Here is a 15,817-nt window from a genome sequence, read left to right on the forward strand (position 1 = left end):
TTGATTCCTACAAATCCATACGCTACAATCAAATTACCGAAAGCGCTTTCGGGAAGAGGGGAATGACATGGGTACGATTTATGATTTAGCCAAAAAAACAGGATTCTCGATCACGACAGTGTCCAAAGCGTTGAACAATTACAAAGACGTGAGTGACAAGACGAGAGCGAAGATTCTTCAAGCCGCTGCTGAGATGGACTACTTGCCGAACGCACATGCCCAGTCGTTATCGACGAAAAAATCATGGGCAATTGGGGTCATGTTCTCAGAGGCGAATGAAGTTGGGATGAAACACCCGTTCTTCAACGGAATCATCGAAAGTTTTCGTCACGCGACAGAGGAGCAAGGCTATGATTTGATCTTCGCCTCGCGGAATCTACGCAATCGTGACATGAGTTACCTCGAACATTTTAAACACCGTGCGGTCGACGGCATCGTCGTCATCTGCTCGGACCGAATGGATGAGCAAGTTCAAGAGCTCATGCGAAGCGACATCCCAATCGTCGTCGTCGATATGGACAGCGCTAACTGTAGCGTGGTCTATTCCGATAACATCGAAGGGGCGCGTCTCGCCGTGAATTATCTCTATGAACTCGGTCACCGAAAAATTGCCCACATCGCTGGGGATGAAACGATTGACGCCGGAGCGGCGCGAATCAAAGGATATGAACTTGCGATGCAAGAGCTGGACCTTCCGATTCGACCGGGCTACCTCGTCAACGCCGGTTTCTTCTCGGTTGAGGAAGGCAAGCAAGCGATGGAACGATTGCTTGAACTAGACGATCAACCGACTGCAGTCTTTGTGGCCGGGGATCAAATGGCAATCGGTGTAATCGAAGCCATTCACGAACACGGTCTTCATGTCCCGAATGACATCTCTGTCATCGGATATGATGACATTGAAATGATACAATACATCACGCCGAAACTGACCACGATTCGCCAAGATACGGATGAAATCGGGGAAGCGGCAGCAGAACTTTTACTCGAACAAATGACCGCGAAAGAGCGACTCACCGAACGTCGCATCATTCCGGTACGCTTAGTCGAACGGGCATCTTGTGCGCCGGTCAAACAGTGATTTATAGCCAATGATATTTCGAAGTCGCTCTCTTTTCTTCAGCGGATGGAGAGGGGAGCGCGATTTCGAAAGTCGTTTTTAGAGAAAACCGAAACCGCTTTCGATAATTATCCACTCTTTTTGCAAACGCTCTCTACTATTACTTATAAAAAAGGATGGGAACAACACATGCGTAAACTTGTTAGCTTACTTACCATGAGCCTTGGTGTGCTGGCTTCCTCGGCTATACCATGTCGGTGTTCACGCACCGGGTCGTTGTGACATGAACGAAGCGGTACGCGCCGTGCACCGCATCTTGTTGTCGCACGGAAAAGCGGTCGAATTGTTGAAGCGAGAGATGACATCCACGACCCCGATCGGCATCACGCTCAACTTGTCACCGATCTACGCGAAGACGGATTCGGCGAATGACCGCCTTGCGATGAACAATGCCGACGGATATTCGAATCGTTGGTTCCTCGATCCGGTCTTTAAAGGCCAGTATCCGGTCGACATGATGAACTTGTTCTCTAAATATGTGCATAACTTCGATTTCATCCAATCGGGTGATATGGAGACAATCTCGACAGCTTGCAATTTCTTCGGCATTAACTTCTACAGCCGTGGCATTGTCAAGTTCAATGCAGCAAATGATTTCTTGAAGGCAGACGCTTACTCGGATTACGAGAAGACGGGCATGGGCAGGGATATCGCCCCGAACGAATTCAAAGACCTGATCCGTCGTTTACGCGCCGAGTATACTGACCTTCCCATCTACATCACAGAGAATGGCGCCGCATTTGACGACGTGCTGGAAAATGGCGAAGTCCATGACGATAATCGGATCGACTACGTCCGCCAGCACCTCGAAGCCGTTTCTGACTTGAACGATGAAGGCATGAACATTCAAGGCTACTACCTCTGGTCGCTCATGGATAACTTCGAATGGAGCTTCGGATACGAGAAACGCTTCGGAATCCTCTATATCGACTTTGAGACACAAGAGCGTATCTGGAAAGATAGCGCGAAGTGGTGTGCTGGTGTCATCGCCGACCATAAAGCCAAACACGCGGATAGCGTCGAGGCGTAACATGCATCCATCCCTGCCGCTACGGGGATGGATTTTTTGTGTGCATTTTATCTGTTACGGGAACTGTAAGAGGGGAGGGATATTCATGAAACGAGAATTTTCGACATACGAAGTAACAGGCTATGACGACCAAGGGAAGATCAAGTTCATTCATTTGAGAGAAGGGGAGTTCGTGTTGCCTATTGAGATCAAAGGGGACGATTTACGCAAAATCAAGAAGATGATGGAGCTTAATCCAGGAGTGACCGTGATTGTCCATGCGGCGATTGATCAGAGACGGATGCGGTTGTTAGAGGTCGACGGATACTCACTCCGAAAAGAAGAGACTTGACACTCCCACGATTAAAACCGTGGGATTCTGAAGTGCTTGTGCGAGCGCAGTCCATTTCTGTTTTGCTCAAGCCTTCAGATGAGGGTGTGCCATCACCCCTCCTGAGACAGATCGTATAGGTTCTCAGGCTGGTGGACTGTTACCATCCACCACAGGTCGTTGCAGGTGCGTCCACCTGATGTTTTAGCGTCTTTTGCATGACGACAGGCATCGTTTTACCGGTCATATGTTTTCATGACCGAACCGTATACGATTTTCAAGGGGCGATGGACGCAGGCGTTTTAGAGACTTGTTCTTGTCTATGGGATAAGTATACCCGAACGTCGGATGTAAAAATATCCGAACTCACTCTCATCCCATGCCTAAAGGCGGGCTATGAACGATATGGGCTTTCCCGTTCGTAAAATCTGTAAAACGCCAGCACCTCATACAGGGCTGGCGTTTGTTTATATTGGTCACCACTAAGCACCGAGGTACATCTCACGATTCGCTGGTGGCGACTTGATTAGATTGACTGATCCGTCTGACCCGTTTCAAAACATCCCGCTTCGGTAAGTCCGGGTAATCCCTCTGTATGCGTTCGACGCAGAAGACGATTGTTTCCGTGCGTAACAAGTGAACAATCTGTTGATCAATCGAATCGAGCTCGAGTGGCGTCTTTTCTTTCAAATCCTCCCGGTTTATCCAAAACGATGTACCGAATACGTGCACGAATACAATCGCCATGACAGTGAGCGTCGATAAATCGATAGACGGAAAGAGAGTCAGTACGACGTATAGACTGATTCCGCTCACGATTCCATGAAGAATGCTGTCGAGTAGACGCGGTATGTTCGTATGAACAAACGAACGTAATGCTCCCGTTAACGCATCAACGAAAAAACTGAGGATTGTCGACAACAGATAGAAACAACCGAGCATAGCGAGTGTTGATAAGACCGGGAACGATGTGTCTTCAAGTAAATAGATGAGAATCCAATCGACGGCAAGTAGTGGTAGTGGGGTGAGGGCGAGCGCTAGAATGGACGCGCCCCATCCGAGGCCTGTCACAACCTTCATGAGATGTGAGCCCGATACCGTCCGAGCGCGATGAATGCAGCAATCAGACAGACCATATGTAGCACGACCCCGATGAGCATGGCGTACGGGATGATGGACTGGAAGCCAAGACCGAATGCGAGGGTGGCACTCGATAAGATGATGAAGCTCGCTGTATAATTTCGGACGATTGTTTTCTGCTTCTTCATATGTACCACCGAGTATCCCGCAATGAGTAAAAAGACGGGAGACAACATGATGGGGTAAACCGATTGAAGCAACAATCCGATTAATCCCGATAGACCTGCGATAAAGGCGAATATAGAAGGGTAAAATGCTTTCAAATTTCCAACTCCTTAACTCTTTTTCCTACATATAACAGCCCTTTTCATTGCTGAGAAGGGCTGTCGTTTTTGTTTCAGGCATATCTCTTTCATTCGTCAATTGTTGAAAAAAGTCGAACGATTCATTGCGAGAATATTCGGAAAATGTGAAACAATATAAAAAGAGATTGCGTATAAGAAAGGTGGGTCCTGTAAAGAAAGGGTGTTTGTTAAGTGAACAATCAAAATCGATTTGTACAAGAGGATACATGGTGGAAGTCATCACTTCGAATAAAATATACCTCGTTTGCGTTCATACTCATGGCTCTTGCCGTGTCATACTTCGAAGGTAATGTATGGTTGACAGTTCCACTCATTGTTGTCGGAATCGCGATGATTGGGATAGATGTTAGCAAGTATCAGAAACATCGTACGCATGAAAGCGAAAAAATTAAAGTCAAGTCTCTAAAATGGGAGCTCATATATGATTTAGTGGATTCAGCAATCCTCATTGTGATCACGGTGGCGCTTCTCATTATGCAAGTTGACACATTGACAATTTTTGTTGTTCTCACCTTGTGGATGGTGTTCGGTCAGACTTTCCAAAGACAGTTTGGAGAACGCATGCCTTTGATGGATCAATCCGAGAAACAACGGTTGAAGAGATGAATGAACGCATAACGCAAGAAAAAGCATGGAAGCGTTTATTCGACCAATGGATCTTCGGCATATTTGGAACATTAGTGGTACTCATGTTTCCTATCAGTTTATGGACGGATGACCTTACATGGGGTGTGCTGTATATCGCCTGCACACTCATTCCGCTGAACATGTTATATGTGAAGCGTTATCAGATGCGTCTGGGGTTTCAACCAGAGTTGAAAGGGTTATATCGTCGTCAGCTTGCTCGGGACGGGATCAACAGTGTTGCCTTTTTTCTCGCATTGAATCATCAATTATTGTTCACATCAAACGTGGCGTATGTATGTGTCACGGTTTTCATCGTAGGCGCGATGTTATGGACATGGAACGTGGAGGCGCAGACAAAACGACAAGATGTAGAGTGTATCAACTTTAACAAGGAGGCGATATAAGTGGAGCAAGACGTAAAGTGGATGCGACGAATGCGACGGTATGCCGTACCCATCTTGATTCTTTATGTCACGGCCGTCATTGTCGCTCTCTTATTAGATAAAATGTGGCTCATTCCCATCATGGGTTCGGTCTCCTTAATCATCGTCGTGATGGGTTTTCAAGAGATGCGTATCATGTGGCGAATGACAAAACATCCGAAGGCGCATCGAATGCTTATATTCCAATACGTATTCGAATGGGTGGATGCGATTTTGTTGACGGCGCTCATGGTGACCCTGCTGACAGCGGAAGATTTTGGTCTCGTGATCGGTCTCTTTTTTGGGATATGGGGACTACTCAGTCCAATCCGTCAGAAATGGTTCACGAAACAACTCAAACGTGTTGAACCAGAGCTTCCAACGTATGAAGAGGTGATTGAAGGGAAGGTCTCGCATGAATCGTCCATTTGAACTCACCGTAACGCATGCCAAACAGTTCGAGCGGTTCTTTGGTTGGCCCGTACTCGTCATTTTCTTGATTTCGTTCATCGTGATGTTGCGGACACAGGCGATGTGGGTCATCTCGATCATGTTGGTCGTATCCATGGGCTTGGCTTATAAAGGATATATGGAATATCGAATCATTCGCCATTTTGCCGAACATCGAGCGGTCGCTCGCGTGTTACGCTATCGACTCATTGATTGTTGGATTGATGCCGTTTCTTTATTTGCGTTGTTCATCCCAATGTATGTAAACGAAGATGCCTTCATCCTAATTGGCGGAATCGTCGCCCTTTGGGGGTTGACGAAATCGTATCGAGAGAAGAAGTGGAAAGAGCGAATTCATGCACATCAGTCAAGGCTGCCGACGTATGAAGAGGTGTTAGAAGGAGGAGAATACGTATGGAACCATCACCAACAGTAAAGTCACAAATCGACACGATTTTAAAAGTAGATCGCTGGACCGGATGGGGTGTCGGAATCATCGGAATCGGACTCGTTGTCAGTTTTTTGATTTACGCCTCGTATTGGACACTCTCGGACGGCGTGATCACCGGGACGCTATATGCGGTGCTAGCTGTCGTGTTGACAGGTATCTTTGTTCGATATCAGATGTGGCTTCGTTTCGTGAAGAATCAAACGGCGCGTAACCTCTTATCATTCAAAATGATGGCGCACACGCTCGCTTTGACGGGTGTCGGGATGTATGGGCTCTTCTACTTCACGAGTGAAGCGACGAGCACACAATCGTTCCGAATGTTTCTCCTTTCCCAGCTGACGTTTTTCGGGATTGAATACTTGGCGAAGCGGTTCGACCGCGTCATTCAGTCTTATGATGAGAACTATTTGACGGATCAAGATTTAAAAGAAATTCGTGAAGTCCGCGAATACGAGAAGGAGCAACGTCGTGAACAAGCGTGATCAGATGAGAGAATTGACTAAATTCGATGAATCGGGAAAGTGGACTGTTAGTATGATGAGCGGCGCGCTTGCACTCATGCTTTTCTTCGCTGTAGAAAAAGGTTGGATTTCGTTGGTAGGTGTATTGTTGATTTCAGAAATCGCTGCCTTACCTGCATGGAAGAAGACGTGGGACCGAGAAGCAATCAAGAAGCGCTATCTGACATCGAGAGAAGCAAAACGACTTGCGCATTGGAACTCGATTACTGGACTGATTGGGTATCCGTTCGTGATTGTATTTCTATATTTCACAGTTACCGAGCAGATCTCGACGCTTGCTTTCTTTGTAACGATTGCAGTGCTCATACCGAGTTCTATAATGATGCATCGATTGTATGAACAACATATGGTCCGACTTGATGAGAACTATGTCACAGAACGTGAATTAAGAGAAGAACAAAAATGGGGGAGCGCGTGACTCACTCGAGAAAGTAGGAATATGAAGTGAGGATTGCGACGTATAACATTTGGAATCATGACACGCTATGGCAAAAACGAATCGATGCGATTTGCCAAGAAGTAAAACGAATCAACGCGGACGTGATTGCACTGCAAGAAGTCCGTTCTTATGAAAAAGGCAGTGTAGCTCATGATATTGCGGAAGCAACGGGTTATCCGTTTTGCTTCTTTCATCCTTACCCCGACTCACCGGACGAAGGACTCGCTTTTTTGAGTAATATTCCTTTGTCTTCAGTTGAAGCGATTTGGGCAGAGGATGTGGAAGAGTCAAACTATTGTGCGACTCGAGTGACGCTTACGTTCGGCGGTCAGGAATGGGGCATCACGAATGTGCATCTGAACTGGCACTCTTCTTCGATTCGAGAATGCCAGATGAAAGTGGTACGAGACTGGTTAAGCAAGGGGCGCCAAAAGGCGATTGAAGTGTTGTGTGGAGATTTCAATGATCATCCTCGATCGAATATCTATGATGATGTATCAGATGCAGGGTGGCTGGACGTGACGACGTTTGTTGGCGAAGAGGCACGCCCGACGTTAGACGTAAAGCACAATCCGTACCTACAATCTTCTCATCTCGAGCAGCCTGAACGATATGATTGGATTCTGGTACGTTCGGAATGTAGTGAACTCGAGGTTCAGCATATCGATATATTCGGCGACATGCGGACGAGTAGGGATGTTGTACCGAGTGATCATTACGGTGTGATGGTTGACTTCACCCTGAATTAAAAAGGAGGATGTGCGATTGCGCATCCTCTTTTTATTTGAATAATCGAGCGATGAACCCCACACATGCCGCAAAGGGAAGAAGGAGAAGAAGTCCGAGCCATTGATTGCGCCAAACGACAAACCAGAAAGCGGCTTGCAGACATAGGATGCCGACTGCGGCAAAAATCACGAAAAAGAATGCTTTCTTACGGGTGGAGCGGTCACCCCACCATTCCTTGAAATAAGGGAAACTGCAGAGAAAAGCCATAGCCATAAAGAAAATCGCAGGAAACAACATGACATCCCCTAACGTGCTATTGCCTTCAAATTCGAGCCACCTGGATAAGACGGATAACAGAATGCCGATCAATAGGAAGATTCCACCCATGTGTTTCCCCTCGTTTCTTTACTCGTTACTTGTATCATGCCCGTTCTCTCCCTACTCGAAAACCTGATGGATTGATGGCTTTTTAGTGAAAGTGGTGACTTTTACATGAACGGTAAAAAAGTATTTAGCGACTACTTTAACAATTTCTCTATCCAACACGCCTTGTACTCGATAGCATGAAAGCGTATCTGGAGAAACGGCTAGATATGAAGTGGAAGCGCCAGAACTCTGCGGAGTTGACGAGGACGAAGGTGATCGAGATTTCGGCGGATGCCTTCCAGTCGCGTGTCACGACTGAGAGAGTCTTGATAAAACGTTCGGGTGACCGGGCGGACAAAACGAGACTTGATGACATCACTCAAAAAAGCCCGTTTCCTTTTTCGAGAAATCGAAGAATAGAGGAGATTTGTTTATGTGTGGAATCGTAGGAATGATTGGACAAGTTGGAACGAAAGAGATTTTATTGAAAGGGCTTGAAAAGCTCGAGTATCGTGGCTATGATTCAGCAGGAATTGCCTTAGTCGGTGAAAACGTTCGTACGTTCAAAGAAGTGGGACGGATTCAAGCACTCCGTGACATTGTACCGGCTGATGCTGAAGGAACAATCGGAATCGGCCACACACGTTGGGCGACACACGGGGTACCGAGCGTGCCGAACGCCCACCCGCATCAGAGCACGACAGGACGTTTCACGCTCGTGCACAACGGCGTGATCGAGAACGACGAACAATTGAAAGCCACGCTCGACGTCCCGTTCCTTTCGGAGACGGACACGGAAGTCATCGTCCAGCTCATGGAGAAACACTTCGTCGAGCTCGGCGACGTCGAGGCGGCGTTCCGCAAGACGCTCTCGGACCTCCACGGTTCGTATGCGATCGCGATGATCGACTCAGAGGACAAAGAGCGCCTCTATATCGGGAAGAACAAGTCACCGCTCCTCGTCGGAATCGGTGACGGCACGTTCAACGTCGTCGCATCAGACGCGATGGCGATGCTCCAGGTGACAGATCAGTACCTCGAGCTCCACGATGGTGAGATCGTCATCCTCACACGTGAGTCGGCGACGATCAAGACGCTCGACGGCGAAGTACTCGAGCGTGCACCATACACGGCCGAGATTGATGCGTCAGACATCGAGAAGGGCACGTACGCGCACTACATGTTGAAGGAGATGGACGAGCAACCGGCCGTCATCCGCAACATCATCCAGCATTACCAGAACGAGAACGGTGACATCGAACTCACGGACGGCGTGCGTGAACTCGTCTCGGAAGCGGACCGTGTCTATATCGTCGCATGTGGGACGAGCTATAACGCCGGACTCGTCGGAAAAGACATTTTAGAACGCATCGCCGGCATTCCGACAGAAGTGCACGTTTCTTCTGAATTTGGCTACAATATGCCGCTCTTAAGTGAACGTCCGTTGTTCGTCTTCTTATCACAATCCGGTGAGACGGCGGACAGCCGTGCCGTCCTCGTCGAAGTGAAGAAACGCGGATATAAAGCGCTCACTATGACGAATGTACCGGGTTCAACGCTCTCACGCGAAGCGAACGAGACGATGCTCCTCCACGCCGGACCGGAAATCGCCGTCGCGTCGACGAAAGCGTACACGGCACAGATTGGCGTCCTCGCGATTCTCGCGTATGACATCGCTCGTGCGACAGGGAAAGAATTACCGTTCGACCTGATGCCGGAGCTTGCACGTGTTGCGACCATTATGGACTCGATCATGGCGCAAAAAGAGTTGTTCGAAGACCTCGCGGAACGTTATTTGAAAACGACACCGAACACGTTCTTCATCGGTCGTGGGCTTGACGCTTCTGTCTGTCTCGAAGGAGCGCTCAAAGTAAAAGAGATTTCGTATATCCAAGCGGAAGGATACCCAGGTGGGGAACTGAAGCACGGGTCGATCGCCTTGATTGAAGACGGAACACCGGTTATCGCGCTCATCTCGCAACCGAAGACGAACTTGAATATTCGTGGAAACGTTAAAGAGGTCGTTGCCCGTGGCGCGAACGCCTGTATCATTTCCATGCAAGGCGTGGAACATGAGAATGATGACTTCATCTTGCCGCACGTCGAGCCACTCTTGGCACCGCTCATTAACGTCTTACCGGTTCAGTTGATGGCATATTATGCGGCGCTCGCCCGCGGCTGTGACGTCGACAAGCCACGGAACTTGGCGAAATCGGTGACGGTCGAATAAACTGAACATAGTGTAAGGCACCTTTCTTCAGGAGAGGTGCTTTTTACTACTTGCCGATATCTTTGCCAACAAGCAAAATAGTAGGATAAGTAAGCGGTTCCAACTTATGATTAGATAAAGATAAGCGACGAAAGAAGGGCTGACATGAACGTATACATTGCTTGCCATAGCGGATTTGTGACGAGTGCGATGGCGGCGAAGTTGTTCGCACAGGCAAGCGAGGGGCGCTTGTCTTGTACGATTACGCACGGAACGATTCAAAACATCCCGAATGAGGTGGATTTGATTCTCTATCAGGAAGGGGCGACCCCGGTCACCCATCCGACCGCATGTGTCCGGTCAGTCCGACAACTCCTGTCGCTCGAGGAATACCGACTACTTGTAGAAGAATGGATGGATGAGCATGAGACATGAGTGGACCACGAGAGAACGGTCGATTTTACTACACTTATTAGCAACTGAGACATCGGCACCGCTCGCCGAAATCGCGCAAGCAGTGAATTTGTCTGAGCGCACGATTCAACGAGAACGACAATTACTTGAAGGCATCTTAAAAGAGTTCGAACTCGAACTCGCTTGGCAACGCGGTCATGGACTGAGCCTGGTCGGCAAACCATCTGCGAAGCAACAGTTACGAGAAGACCTCATCTTATCCGCAGAAGCGATCCCGACGAGCGAGGACCGCTTATTTGAGCTGGCGTGGCGTCTCTTGTTCGAGAACGATACGCTTAAATTGCAGGCGGTCGCCAAACAGATGCACGTCTCGCCGAGTACGTTGACACAAGACCTAGAGAAATTGGATCGATGGTTCGAAGAGTATCATTTAGAAGTTGAACGGAAAAAAGGTGTTGGGGCTAGAGTGCTCGGTTATGAGTCCGAGAAGCGTAAGCTACTCATCAACGCTCTGCTTGCCCACTGGGACACGCTCGCATTTTATCGCTTCGTCCGTGGAGAAGACGACTACATTCCTGCTTTTTTAAAGATGGTACCATGCGAGGAGATGCTTGAAGGTCTTCGAGACGGTTATGATTATTTGAAATCCCTTTCGTTTGAGCGGATGGACGACCGCACCATCATGCGAGTCACGTTCGCTTACGGCGTGCAACAAGAGCGGTTAGCGTCTGGATTCTTTTTAGAGATGTATACGAAAGGACGGTCCGAGGACTATCTGAAAGTCGCCACCGATATGGAAGCGGCTCTCGGTATCACTTACTCGATGGCGGAACGCGTCTGGTTCGCGGAAGAGGCGAATCGTCTGCGCTCAATTAAAGATCAAATGAAAGAAGACGAGGAAGAACGCTGGATCATGCAGATTCGGGTGCATAAACTGATTCATCACGTCTCGCTCATCTACGGGTTTACCTTTACGGATGACGCGGCTCTCGAACGAGGACTGCTTGCTCACATCCTCTCGAGTATGAATACGCAGGCGCTACCAGAGACGAGTACGGTCAAGCCCCACATCGACCGCGACTATCCGGGACTTCGTTCGGCGATTCAACAGGCCGCCGACATCGTCTTTGGGACGAATACGTTCTCCGAAGAAGAAACGGTTTTTTGGGCGATGCACTTTGCGGCAGCACTCGTCAAACCGGTGCGCCGCCGCGAATATCGGGCGCTCGTCATCTGTTCGGCCGGACTCGGTTCGTCGAAGATGCTCGTCAATCGGGTACGCCAAGAGTTCCCAGAGATGCAAGACGTCGTCAACTCATCACTTTTCGGACTCGAACAGCACCGACTTGAGGAATATGATGTCATCTTGTCGACGGTGCCATTACCACCACTCTCGGTACCGACATTGATTGTCAATCCGTTGTTGACGAGTGAAGAAGTACAGCGCGTCCGTCATCTTTTACTATCTTTACCGCAATCCTTTCAGACACTCGCAACGAAGCCGCGTTCAACGATGCTTGATTTCGCAGAACTCGGGGAATTGGTCGAGACGTTCGAGCGGATGGATGACCAGTTCGATTTGGTCACGCTCAATAATACGGATCGTTTAGAAGATATCTTGCTTGATATCGGTACACATTTAGAAGAACGTGACCTCGTACAAAGCGGAATTCAGCTCTCTGCCCAACTGCTTCGTCGTCACGAGGTCGCGGGCCTTGGGGTGCCTGGTACGAAACTGGCGTTATTCCACGGACGACATGCCTCGATTGAGAAGGCGAGTGTGTTTGCGTTTGATTTAACGACATCGATCCCACTCCTTATGATGGATCAGTCGACCGAACCGGTGACACGTCTTCTTGTCTTGCTGGCACCGGAAGAAGCACGTGACGTCGAGCTTCAGTTCCTAAGTGCGATCAGCGGGTCGCTCATTGAGAGTGAGGAGCATATGCGTCTTTATAGCACGGGAACGAAAGAAGATCTTCGTTTACTCCTACACGAATGCATGAAGAAAATGATTCATGAGACGTTGTACGAAAAATGACCGAACCATGGTCATTTTTTTGTTTGGCACAAAATGTTGCCAAAGTGTGAACTGGATTGAATTGAGAAAGCGCTTACTCCAGGCATACAATACAGGTGTAGAGCACAAACCGGTTAGCTACACTACACATTCAACCTTTCACATTTAAACGACTGGAGGTTTTATACATGGCGAATACGCAAGCAAGCTCGGGCGGGGTCCGAGTCAAAGTACAACGGTTCGGTAGTTTCCTCAGTGGGATGGTCATGCCGAACATCGGCGCCTTCATTGCCTGGGGGATTATCACAGCACTCTTCATTCCAACAGGATGGTGGCCAAACGAAAAATTAGCAGAACTCGTTGGTCCAACCATCACGTATCTCTTACCATTACTCATCGGTTTCACTGGTGGTAAATTACTTCATGACGTACGAGGCGGTGTCGTCGGGGCACTCGCCACGATGGGGGTCATCGTCGGTACCGACATTCCGATGTTCCTCGGTGCGATGATCATGGGTCCACTCGGTGGTTATGTCATCCGCCAAGTCGACCGTGCCCTTGAAGGCAAAGTTAAAGCGGGATTTGAAATGCTCGTCAACAACTTCTCAGTTGGAATCATCGGTGGTCTTCTCATGCTTGGAGGATTTGAAATCTTCGGTCCGATCATGAGCGCCCTCGATAAAGTCATGGCGGCAGGTGTTGACTGGATCGTCGGCGCGAAATTGCTTCCGGTCGCAAGTCTGTTCATCGAACCAGCAAAAGTTCTCTTCTTGAACAACGCCATCAACCACGGGATCTTGAGCCCGCTTGGTGTCGATCAAGTCGCAGACGCTGGAAAGTCCGTTCTCTTCTTACTTGAGGCGAACCCAGGACCAGGTCTTGGATTACTTCTCGCCTATATGTTCTTCGCCAAAGGTGCAGCGAAACGTACGGCACCGGGTGCAGCCATCATTCATTTCCTTGGTGGGATTCACGAGATTTACTTCCCATATGTGTTGATGAAGCCAGTCTTGATCCTTGCGATGATCGCAGGGGGCGCAACAGGGATCTTCACGTTCGTACTCTTTGATGTCGGTCTCGTCGCACCGGCTTCACCAGGTAGTATCTTTGCCATTCTTGCGATGGCGTCACGCGGTTCATATCTCGGACTCGTGGCAGGGATTCTCTTGTCAGCAGCGGTCACGTTCGCTGTGGCTAGTGTTATCTTGAAATCGAGCGCAGCAGAGGAAGTATCACTCGAAGAAGCGACACAAAACGTGAGTGCGATGAAAGGCAAGCAGTCTTACGCATCGGCTCTCGTGACAGATCGTCTTGATAAAGTCGACCATATCATCTTCGCTTGTGACGCTGGGATGGGATCGAGTGCCATGGGAGCATCGGTTCTTCGGAACAAGGTCAACAAAGCGAACTTGCCAATCAAAGTGACGAACACGTCCATCAGCAACTTGCCGAAAGGTGCTCAGTTTGTCATCACACACGAAGATTTGACGGAGCGCGCGGAAGCGCAAGCGCCGAATGCGATTCATCGTTCGGTCACGAACTTCTTGAACGCCGATTACTATGACCAATTAGTAGAAGAAATTAAAGCGGAACGTAGCAAAATTTCTTGAACTCAGAACAGATAGAGACACGGTTTAGCCATTAGGAGGAAATTAAAATGCCATTCATTCAAACAGAGATGATTCGACTTAACCAAACACTCGCTACGACAGAGGAAGCAATCACAGCAGCCGGAGCCGTCCTACAAGACGCCGGCTGTGTGACGCCGGAGTATGTAGAAGCGATGCATGAACGTCAAGCGATCGCAAACGTCTATATCGGAAATCACGTCGCCATTCCACACGGTACAGAAGCAGCGAAATCAGCGGTTCAGAAGACGGGGATCTCGTTCCTGCAAGTACCAGACGGTGTCGACTTTGGAGGTCAAACGGCCAAACTCGTCATCGGAATTGCAGGCGTGAATGATGAACATTTAGAGCTCCTATCGCAAATCGCGATTCTATGCTCAGACGAAAGCAATGTAGAGCGTCTTGTTCAGGCGAAAACGAAGGAAGAAATCTTGGCGCTCTTTATGGAAGAGGTGGCGTAAATGAAAGCTGTTCACTTTGGGGCAGGGAACATCGGACGAGGCTTTATCGGATTATTGCTCAACCAAAGCGGTTACGAGGTGACGTTTGTCGACATCAATGACACGGTCATCGAAGCGCTTGAGGCAAAACGTCATTATGAGGTCGGGTTTGCGGAAGATGGCGTCGATTGTGTCGTCGTCGACCGAGTTCGCGGTGTCAACAGTTTGAAAGAACCAGCTCGGGTCGTGGACTTGATTGCAGAAGCAGATCTCGTGACGACGGCTGTCGGACCGTCACTCCTCTCAAAAGTGGCACCCTTGATCAGTGAAGGACTTCGTGCTCGTGAAGTCGAGGATGCACCGGTCTATGTCATCGCATGTGAGAACATGATTGGTGGGAGTGCAATTCTTCGCCAAGAAGTAGAGGCGTGTGGTGGTGTCGGGGAGGCGAATGTCTTCTTCCCGAACGCAGCAGTCGACCGCATCGTCCCGCTACAACAACATGAGGATCCGCTTTACGTGGAAGTCGAGACGTTCCATGAATGGGTCATCGAGACACAAGGGCTCAACGAACAACCACCGATTCAAGGTGTGACATGGGTTGAAGAAATCGGACCGTATATCGAACGAAAATTATTCACGGTCAATACGGGACACGCCATCGCCTCTTATATCGGCTCGTTGTTCGGAAAGGCGACGATTGACGAGGCGCTGCAAGATCGCCGTGTGCGTCAAGTCGTCCAAGGCGCATTGTATGAGACAGGGTGGTTATTGCTTGAGAAATACGGATTCGAGGCGAAAGAGCATAGCCAATATATTCAAAAGATCATCAAGCGTTTTGAAAACCCGAAATTGAAGGATGAAGTGTCGCGTGTGGCGCGTTCACCGATTCGTAAACTAGGACCGAGCGACCGTCTCGTCAAGCCGGCACGTGAATTGATGAATAACGGCATCGAGCCGAACGAACTCGCTTACGGGATTGCAGCAGCCCTTCATTACTACAACCCGGAGGATTCGGAATCATCGGAGCTGAATTTGTCGATCGAAGAACACGGCATCTCGTCAACGATTGAAAAATACCTTCATCTTCGTGAAGGGGACACGTTGACTCAGTTGATTCTCGATCAATATCATTTGATTCGTGAAGAAGAAAAAGAACATGTGTCTTAATAAAAAATCGCTTCTGTCACCTGACA

The 15,817-nt window shown here is 48.8% G+C and carries 18 protein-coding genes and 1 pseudogene; 16 read left to right on the forward strand and 3 right to left on the reverse strand.

The features are described 5' to 3' along the window. The first annotated feature begins 67 nt into the window (after nt 1-67). The 3 genes and pseudogenes from KNO73_RS13695 to KNO73_RS13705 all read left to right on the forward strand — a co-directional run bounded on the left by KNO73_RS13695 (nt 68) and on the right by KNO73_RS13705 (nt 2,481). Nucleotides 68-1,081, forward strand: coding sequence for a LacI family DNA-binding transcriptional regulator (locus KNO73_RS13695; RefSeq protein WP_078146219.1), 1,014 nt, complete (start codon nt 68-70; stop codon nt 1,079-1,081). A 185-nt stretch (nt 1,082-1,266) separates the two neighbouring features. Then, nucleotides 1,267-2,150, forward strand: a pseudogene (locus KNO73_RS13700) (family 1 glycosylhydrolase); the annotation flags it as partial. Nucleotides 2,151-2,235: 85 nt separating this feature from the next. Beyond that, a complete protein-coding gene (locus tag KNO73_RS13705; RefSeq protein WP_078146220.1) occupies nt 2,236-2,481 on the forward strand; it encodes a hypothetical protein in 246 nt (81 codons plus the stop codon). Nucleotides 2,482-2,961: 480 nt separating this feature from the next. Here the strand turns inward: KNO73_RS13705 and KNO73_RS13710 are convergent, their stop codons facing one another. Further along, nucleotides 2,962-3,540: a hypothetical protein gene (locus KNO73_RS13710; protein ID WP_078146221.1), complete on the reverse strand. Its 579-nt coding sequence runs from the start codon at nt 3,538-3,540 to the stop codon at nt 2,962-2,964. Continuing rightward, complete coding sequence (locus KNO73_RS13715; protein WP_078146222.1) at nt 3,537-3,863, reverse strand: hypothetical protein; 327 nt, start codon at nt 3,861-3,863, stop codon at nt 3,537-3,539. Before KNO73_RS13715 ends, KNO73_RS13710 begins: the two co-directional genes overlap by 4 nt. Before the next feature lie 300 nt (nt 3,864-4,163). Between KNO73_RS13715 and KNO73_RS13720 the strand changes: the two genes are divergently transcribed. The 7 genes from KNO73_RS13720 to KNO73_RS13750 are packed head-to-tail and all read left to right on the forward strand — an operon-like array spanning nt 4,164 to nt 7,564. After that, nucleotides 4,164-4,511, forward strand: coding sequence for a hypothetical protein (locus tag KNO73_RS13720; protein WP_215112643.1), 348 nt, complete (start codon nt 4,164-4,166; stop codon nt 4,509-4,511). Beyond that, on the forward strand, nt 4,508-4,936 hold the full coding sequence (locus KNO73_RS13725) for a hypothetical protein (protein ID WP_074032520.1): 429 nt from the start codon (nt 4,508-4,510) through the stop codon (nt 4,934-4,936). Before KNO73_RS13720 ends, KNO73_RS13725 begins: the two co-directional genes overlap by 4 nt. Next, nucleotides 4,937-5,386, forward strand: a complete 450-nt coding sequence (locus KNO73_RS13730; protein ID WP_215112644.1) for a hypothetical protein — start codon at nt 4,937-4,939, stop codon at nt 5,384-5,386. Continuing rightward, entirely contained in the window at nt 5,370-5,840 is a 471-nt protein-coding gene (locus tag KNO73_RS13735; RefSeq protein WP_215112645.1) for a hypothetical protein, read from the forward strand. Before KNO73_RS13730 ends, KNO73_RS13735 begins: the two co-directional genes overlap by 17 nt. Continuing rightward, complete coding sequence (locus KNO73_RS13740; protein ID WP_074032517.1) at nt 5,819-6,337, forward strand: hypothetical protein; 519 nt, start codon at nt 5,819-5,821, stop codon at nt 6,335-6,337. Before KNO73_RS13735 ends, KNO73_RS13740 begins: the two co-directional genes overlap by 22 nt. Next, nucleotides 6,324-6,794 (forward strand): hypothetical protein, encoded by a 471-nt coding sequence (locus tag KNO73_RS13745; protein WP_215112646.1) that lies wholly within the window; start codon nt 6,324-6,326, stop codon nt 6,792-6,794. Before KNO73_RS13740 ends, KNO73_RS13745 begins: the two co-directional genes overlap by 14 nt. Before the next feature lie 26 nt (nt 6,795-6,820). Beyond that, nucleotides 6,821-7,564, forward strand: a complete 744-nt coding sequence (locus KNO73_RS13750; RefSeq protein WP_215112647.1) for an endonuclease/exonuclease/phosphatase family protein — start codon at nt 6,821-6,823, stop codon at nt 7,562-7,564. A gap of 31 nt (nt 7,565-7,595) precedes the next feature. On the opposite strand, the gene KNO73_RS13755 is transcribed toward KNO73_RS13750, so the two are convergent. Further along, entirely contained in the window at nt 7,596-7,931 is a 336-nt protein-coding gene (locus KNO73_RS13755) for a hypothetical protein (protein WP_078146229.1), read from the reverse strand. Between the two features lie 412 nt (nt 7,932-8,343). Here KNO73_RS13755 and glmS point away from each other — a divergent pair, with 412 nt between their 5' ends. From glmS to KNO73_RS13785, 6 genes are all read left to right on the forward strand, one after another. Then, the gene (glmS, locus tag KNO73_RS13760; RefSeq protein ID WP_215112648.1) at nt 8,344-10,140 is read left to right on the forward strand and encodes a glutamine--fructose-6-phosphate transaminase (isomerizing); all 1,797 of its coding nucleotides are present in this window, start codon (nt 8,344-8,346) and stop codon (nt 10,138-10,140) included. Nucleotides 10,141-10,284: 144 nt separating this feature from the next. Then, complete coding sequence (locus KNO73_RS13765) at nt 10,285-10,554, forward strand: PTS sugar transporter subunit IIB (RefSeq protein ID WP_078146232.1); 270 nt, start codon at nt 10,285-10,287, stop codon at nt 10,552-10,554. Beyond that, a complete protein-coding gene (locus tag KNO73_RS13770) occupies nt 10,544-12,574 on the forward strand; it encodes a BglG family transcription antiterminator (protein ID WP_168169829.1) in 2,031 nt (676 codons plus the stop codon). Before KNO73_RS13765 ends, KNO73_RS13770 begins: the two co-directional genes overlap by 11 nt. A gap of 167 nt (nt 12,575-12,741) precedes the next feature. Then, nucleotides 12,742-14,163 carry a PTS mannitol transporter subunit IIBC gene (locus tag KNO73_RS13775; protein ID WP_214758737.1) on the forward strand — a complete coding sequence of 474 codons (1,422 nt, stop codon included), beginning with the start codon at nt 12,742-12,744 and terminating at the stop codon, nt 14,161-14,163. 47 nt (nt 14,164-14,210) lie between these two features. Then, complete coding sequence (locus tag KNO73_RS13780) at nt 14,211-14,642, forward strand: PTS mannitol transporter subunit IIA (protein WP_215112649.1); 432 nt, start codon at nt 14,211-14,213, stop codon at nt 14,640-14,642. Then, nucleotides 14,643-15,791 carry a mannitol-1-phosphate 5-dehydrogenase gene (locus KNO73_RS13785; RefSeq protein WP_215112650.1) on the forward strand — a complete coding sequence of 383 codons (1,149 nt, stop codon included), beginning with the start codon at nt 14,643-14,645 and terminating at the stop codon, nt 15,789-15,791. Nucleotides 15,792-15,817 lie beyond the last annotated feature (26 nt).

The sequence above is a fragment of the Exiguobacterium sp. s83 genome (assembly GCF_018617095.1).
GTDB classification, from domain to species: domain Bacteria; phylum Bacillota; class Bacilli; order Exiguobacteriales; family Exiguobacteriaceae; genus Exiguobacterium; species Exiguobacterium profundum.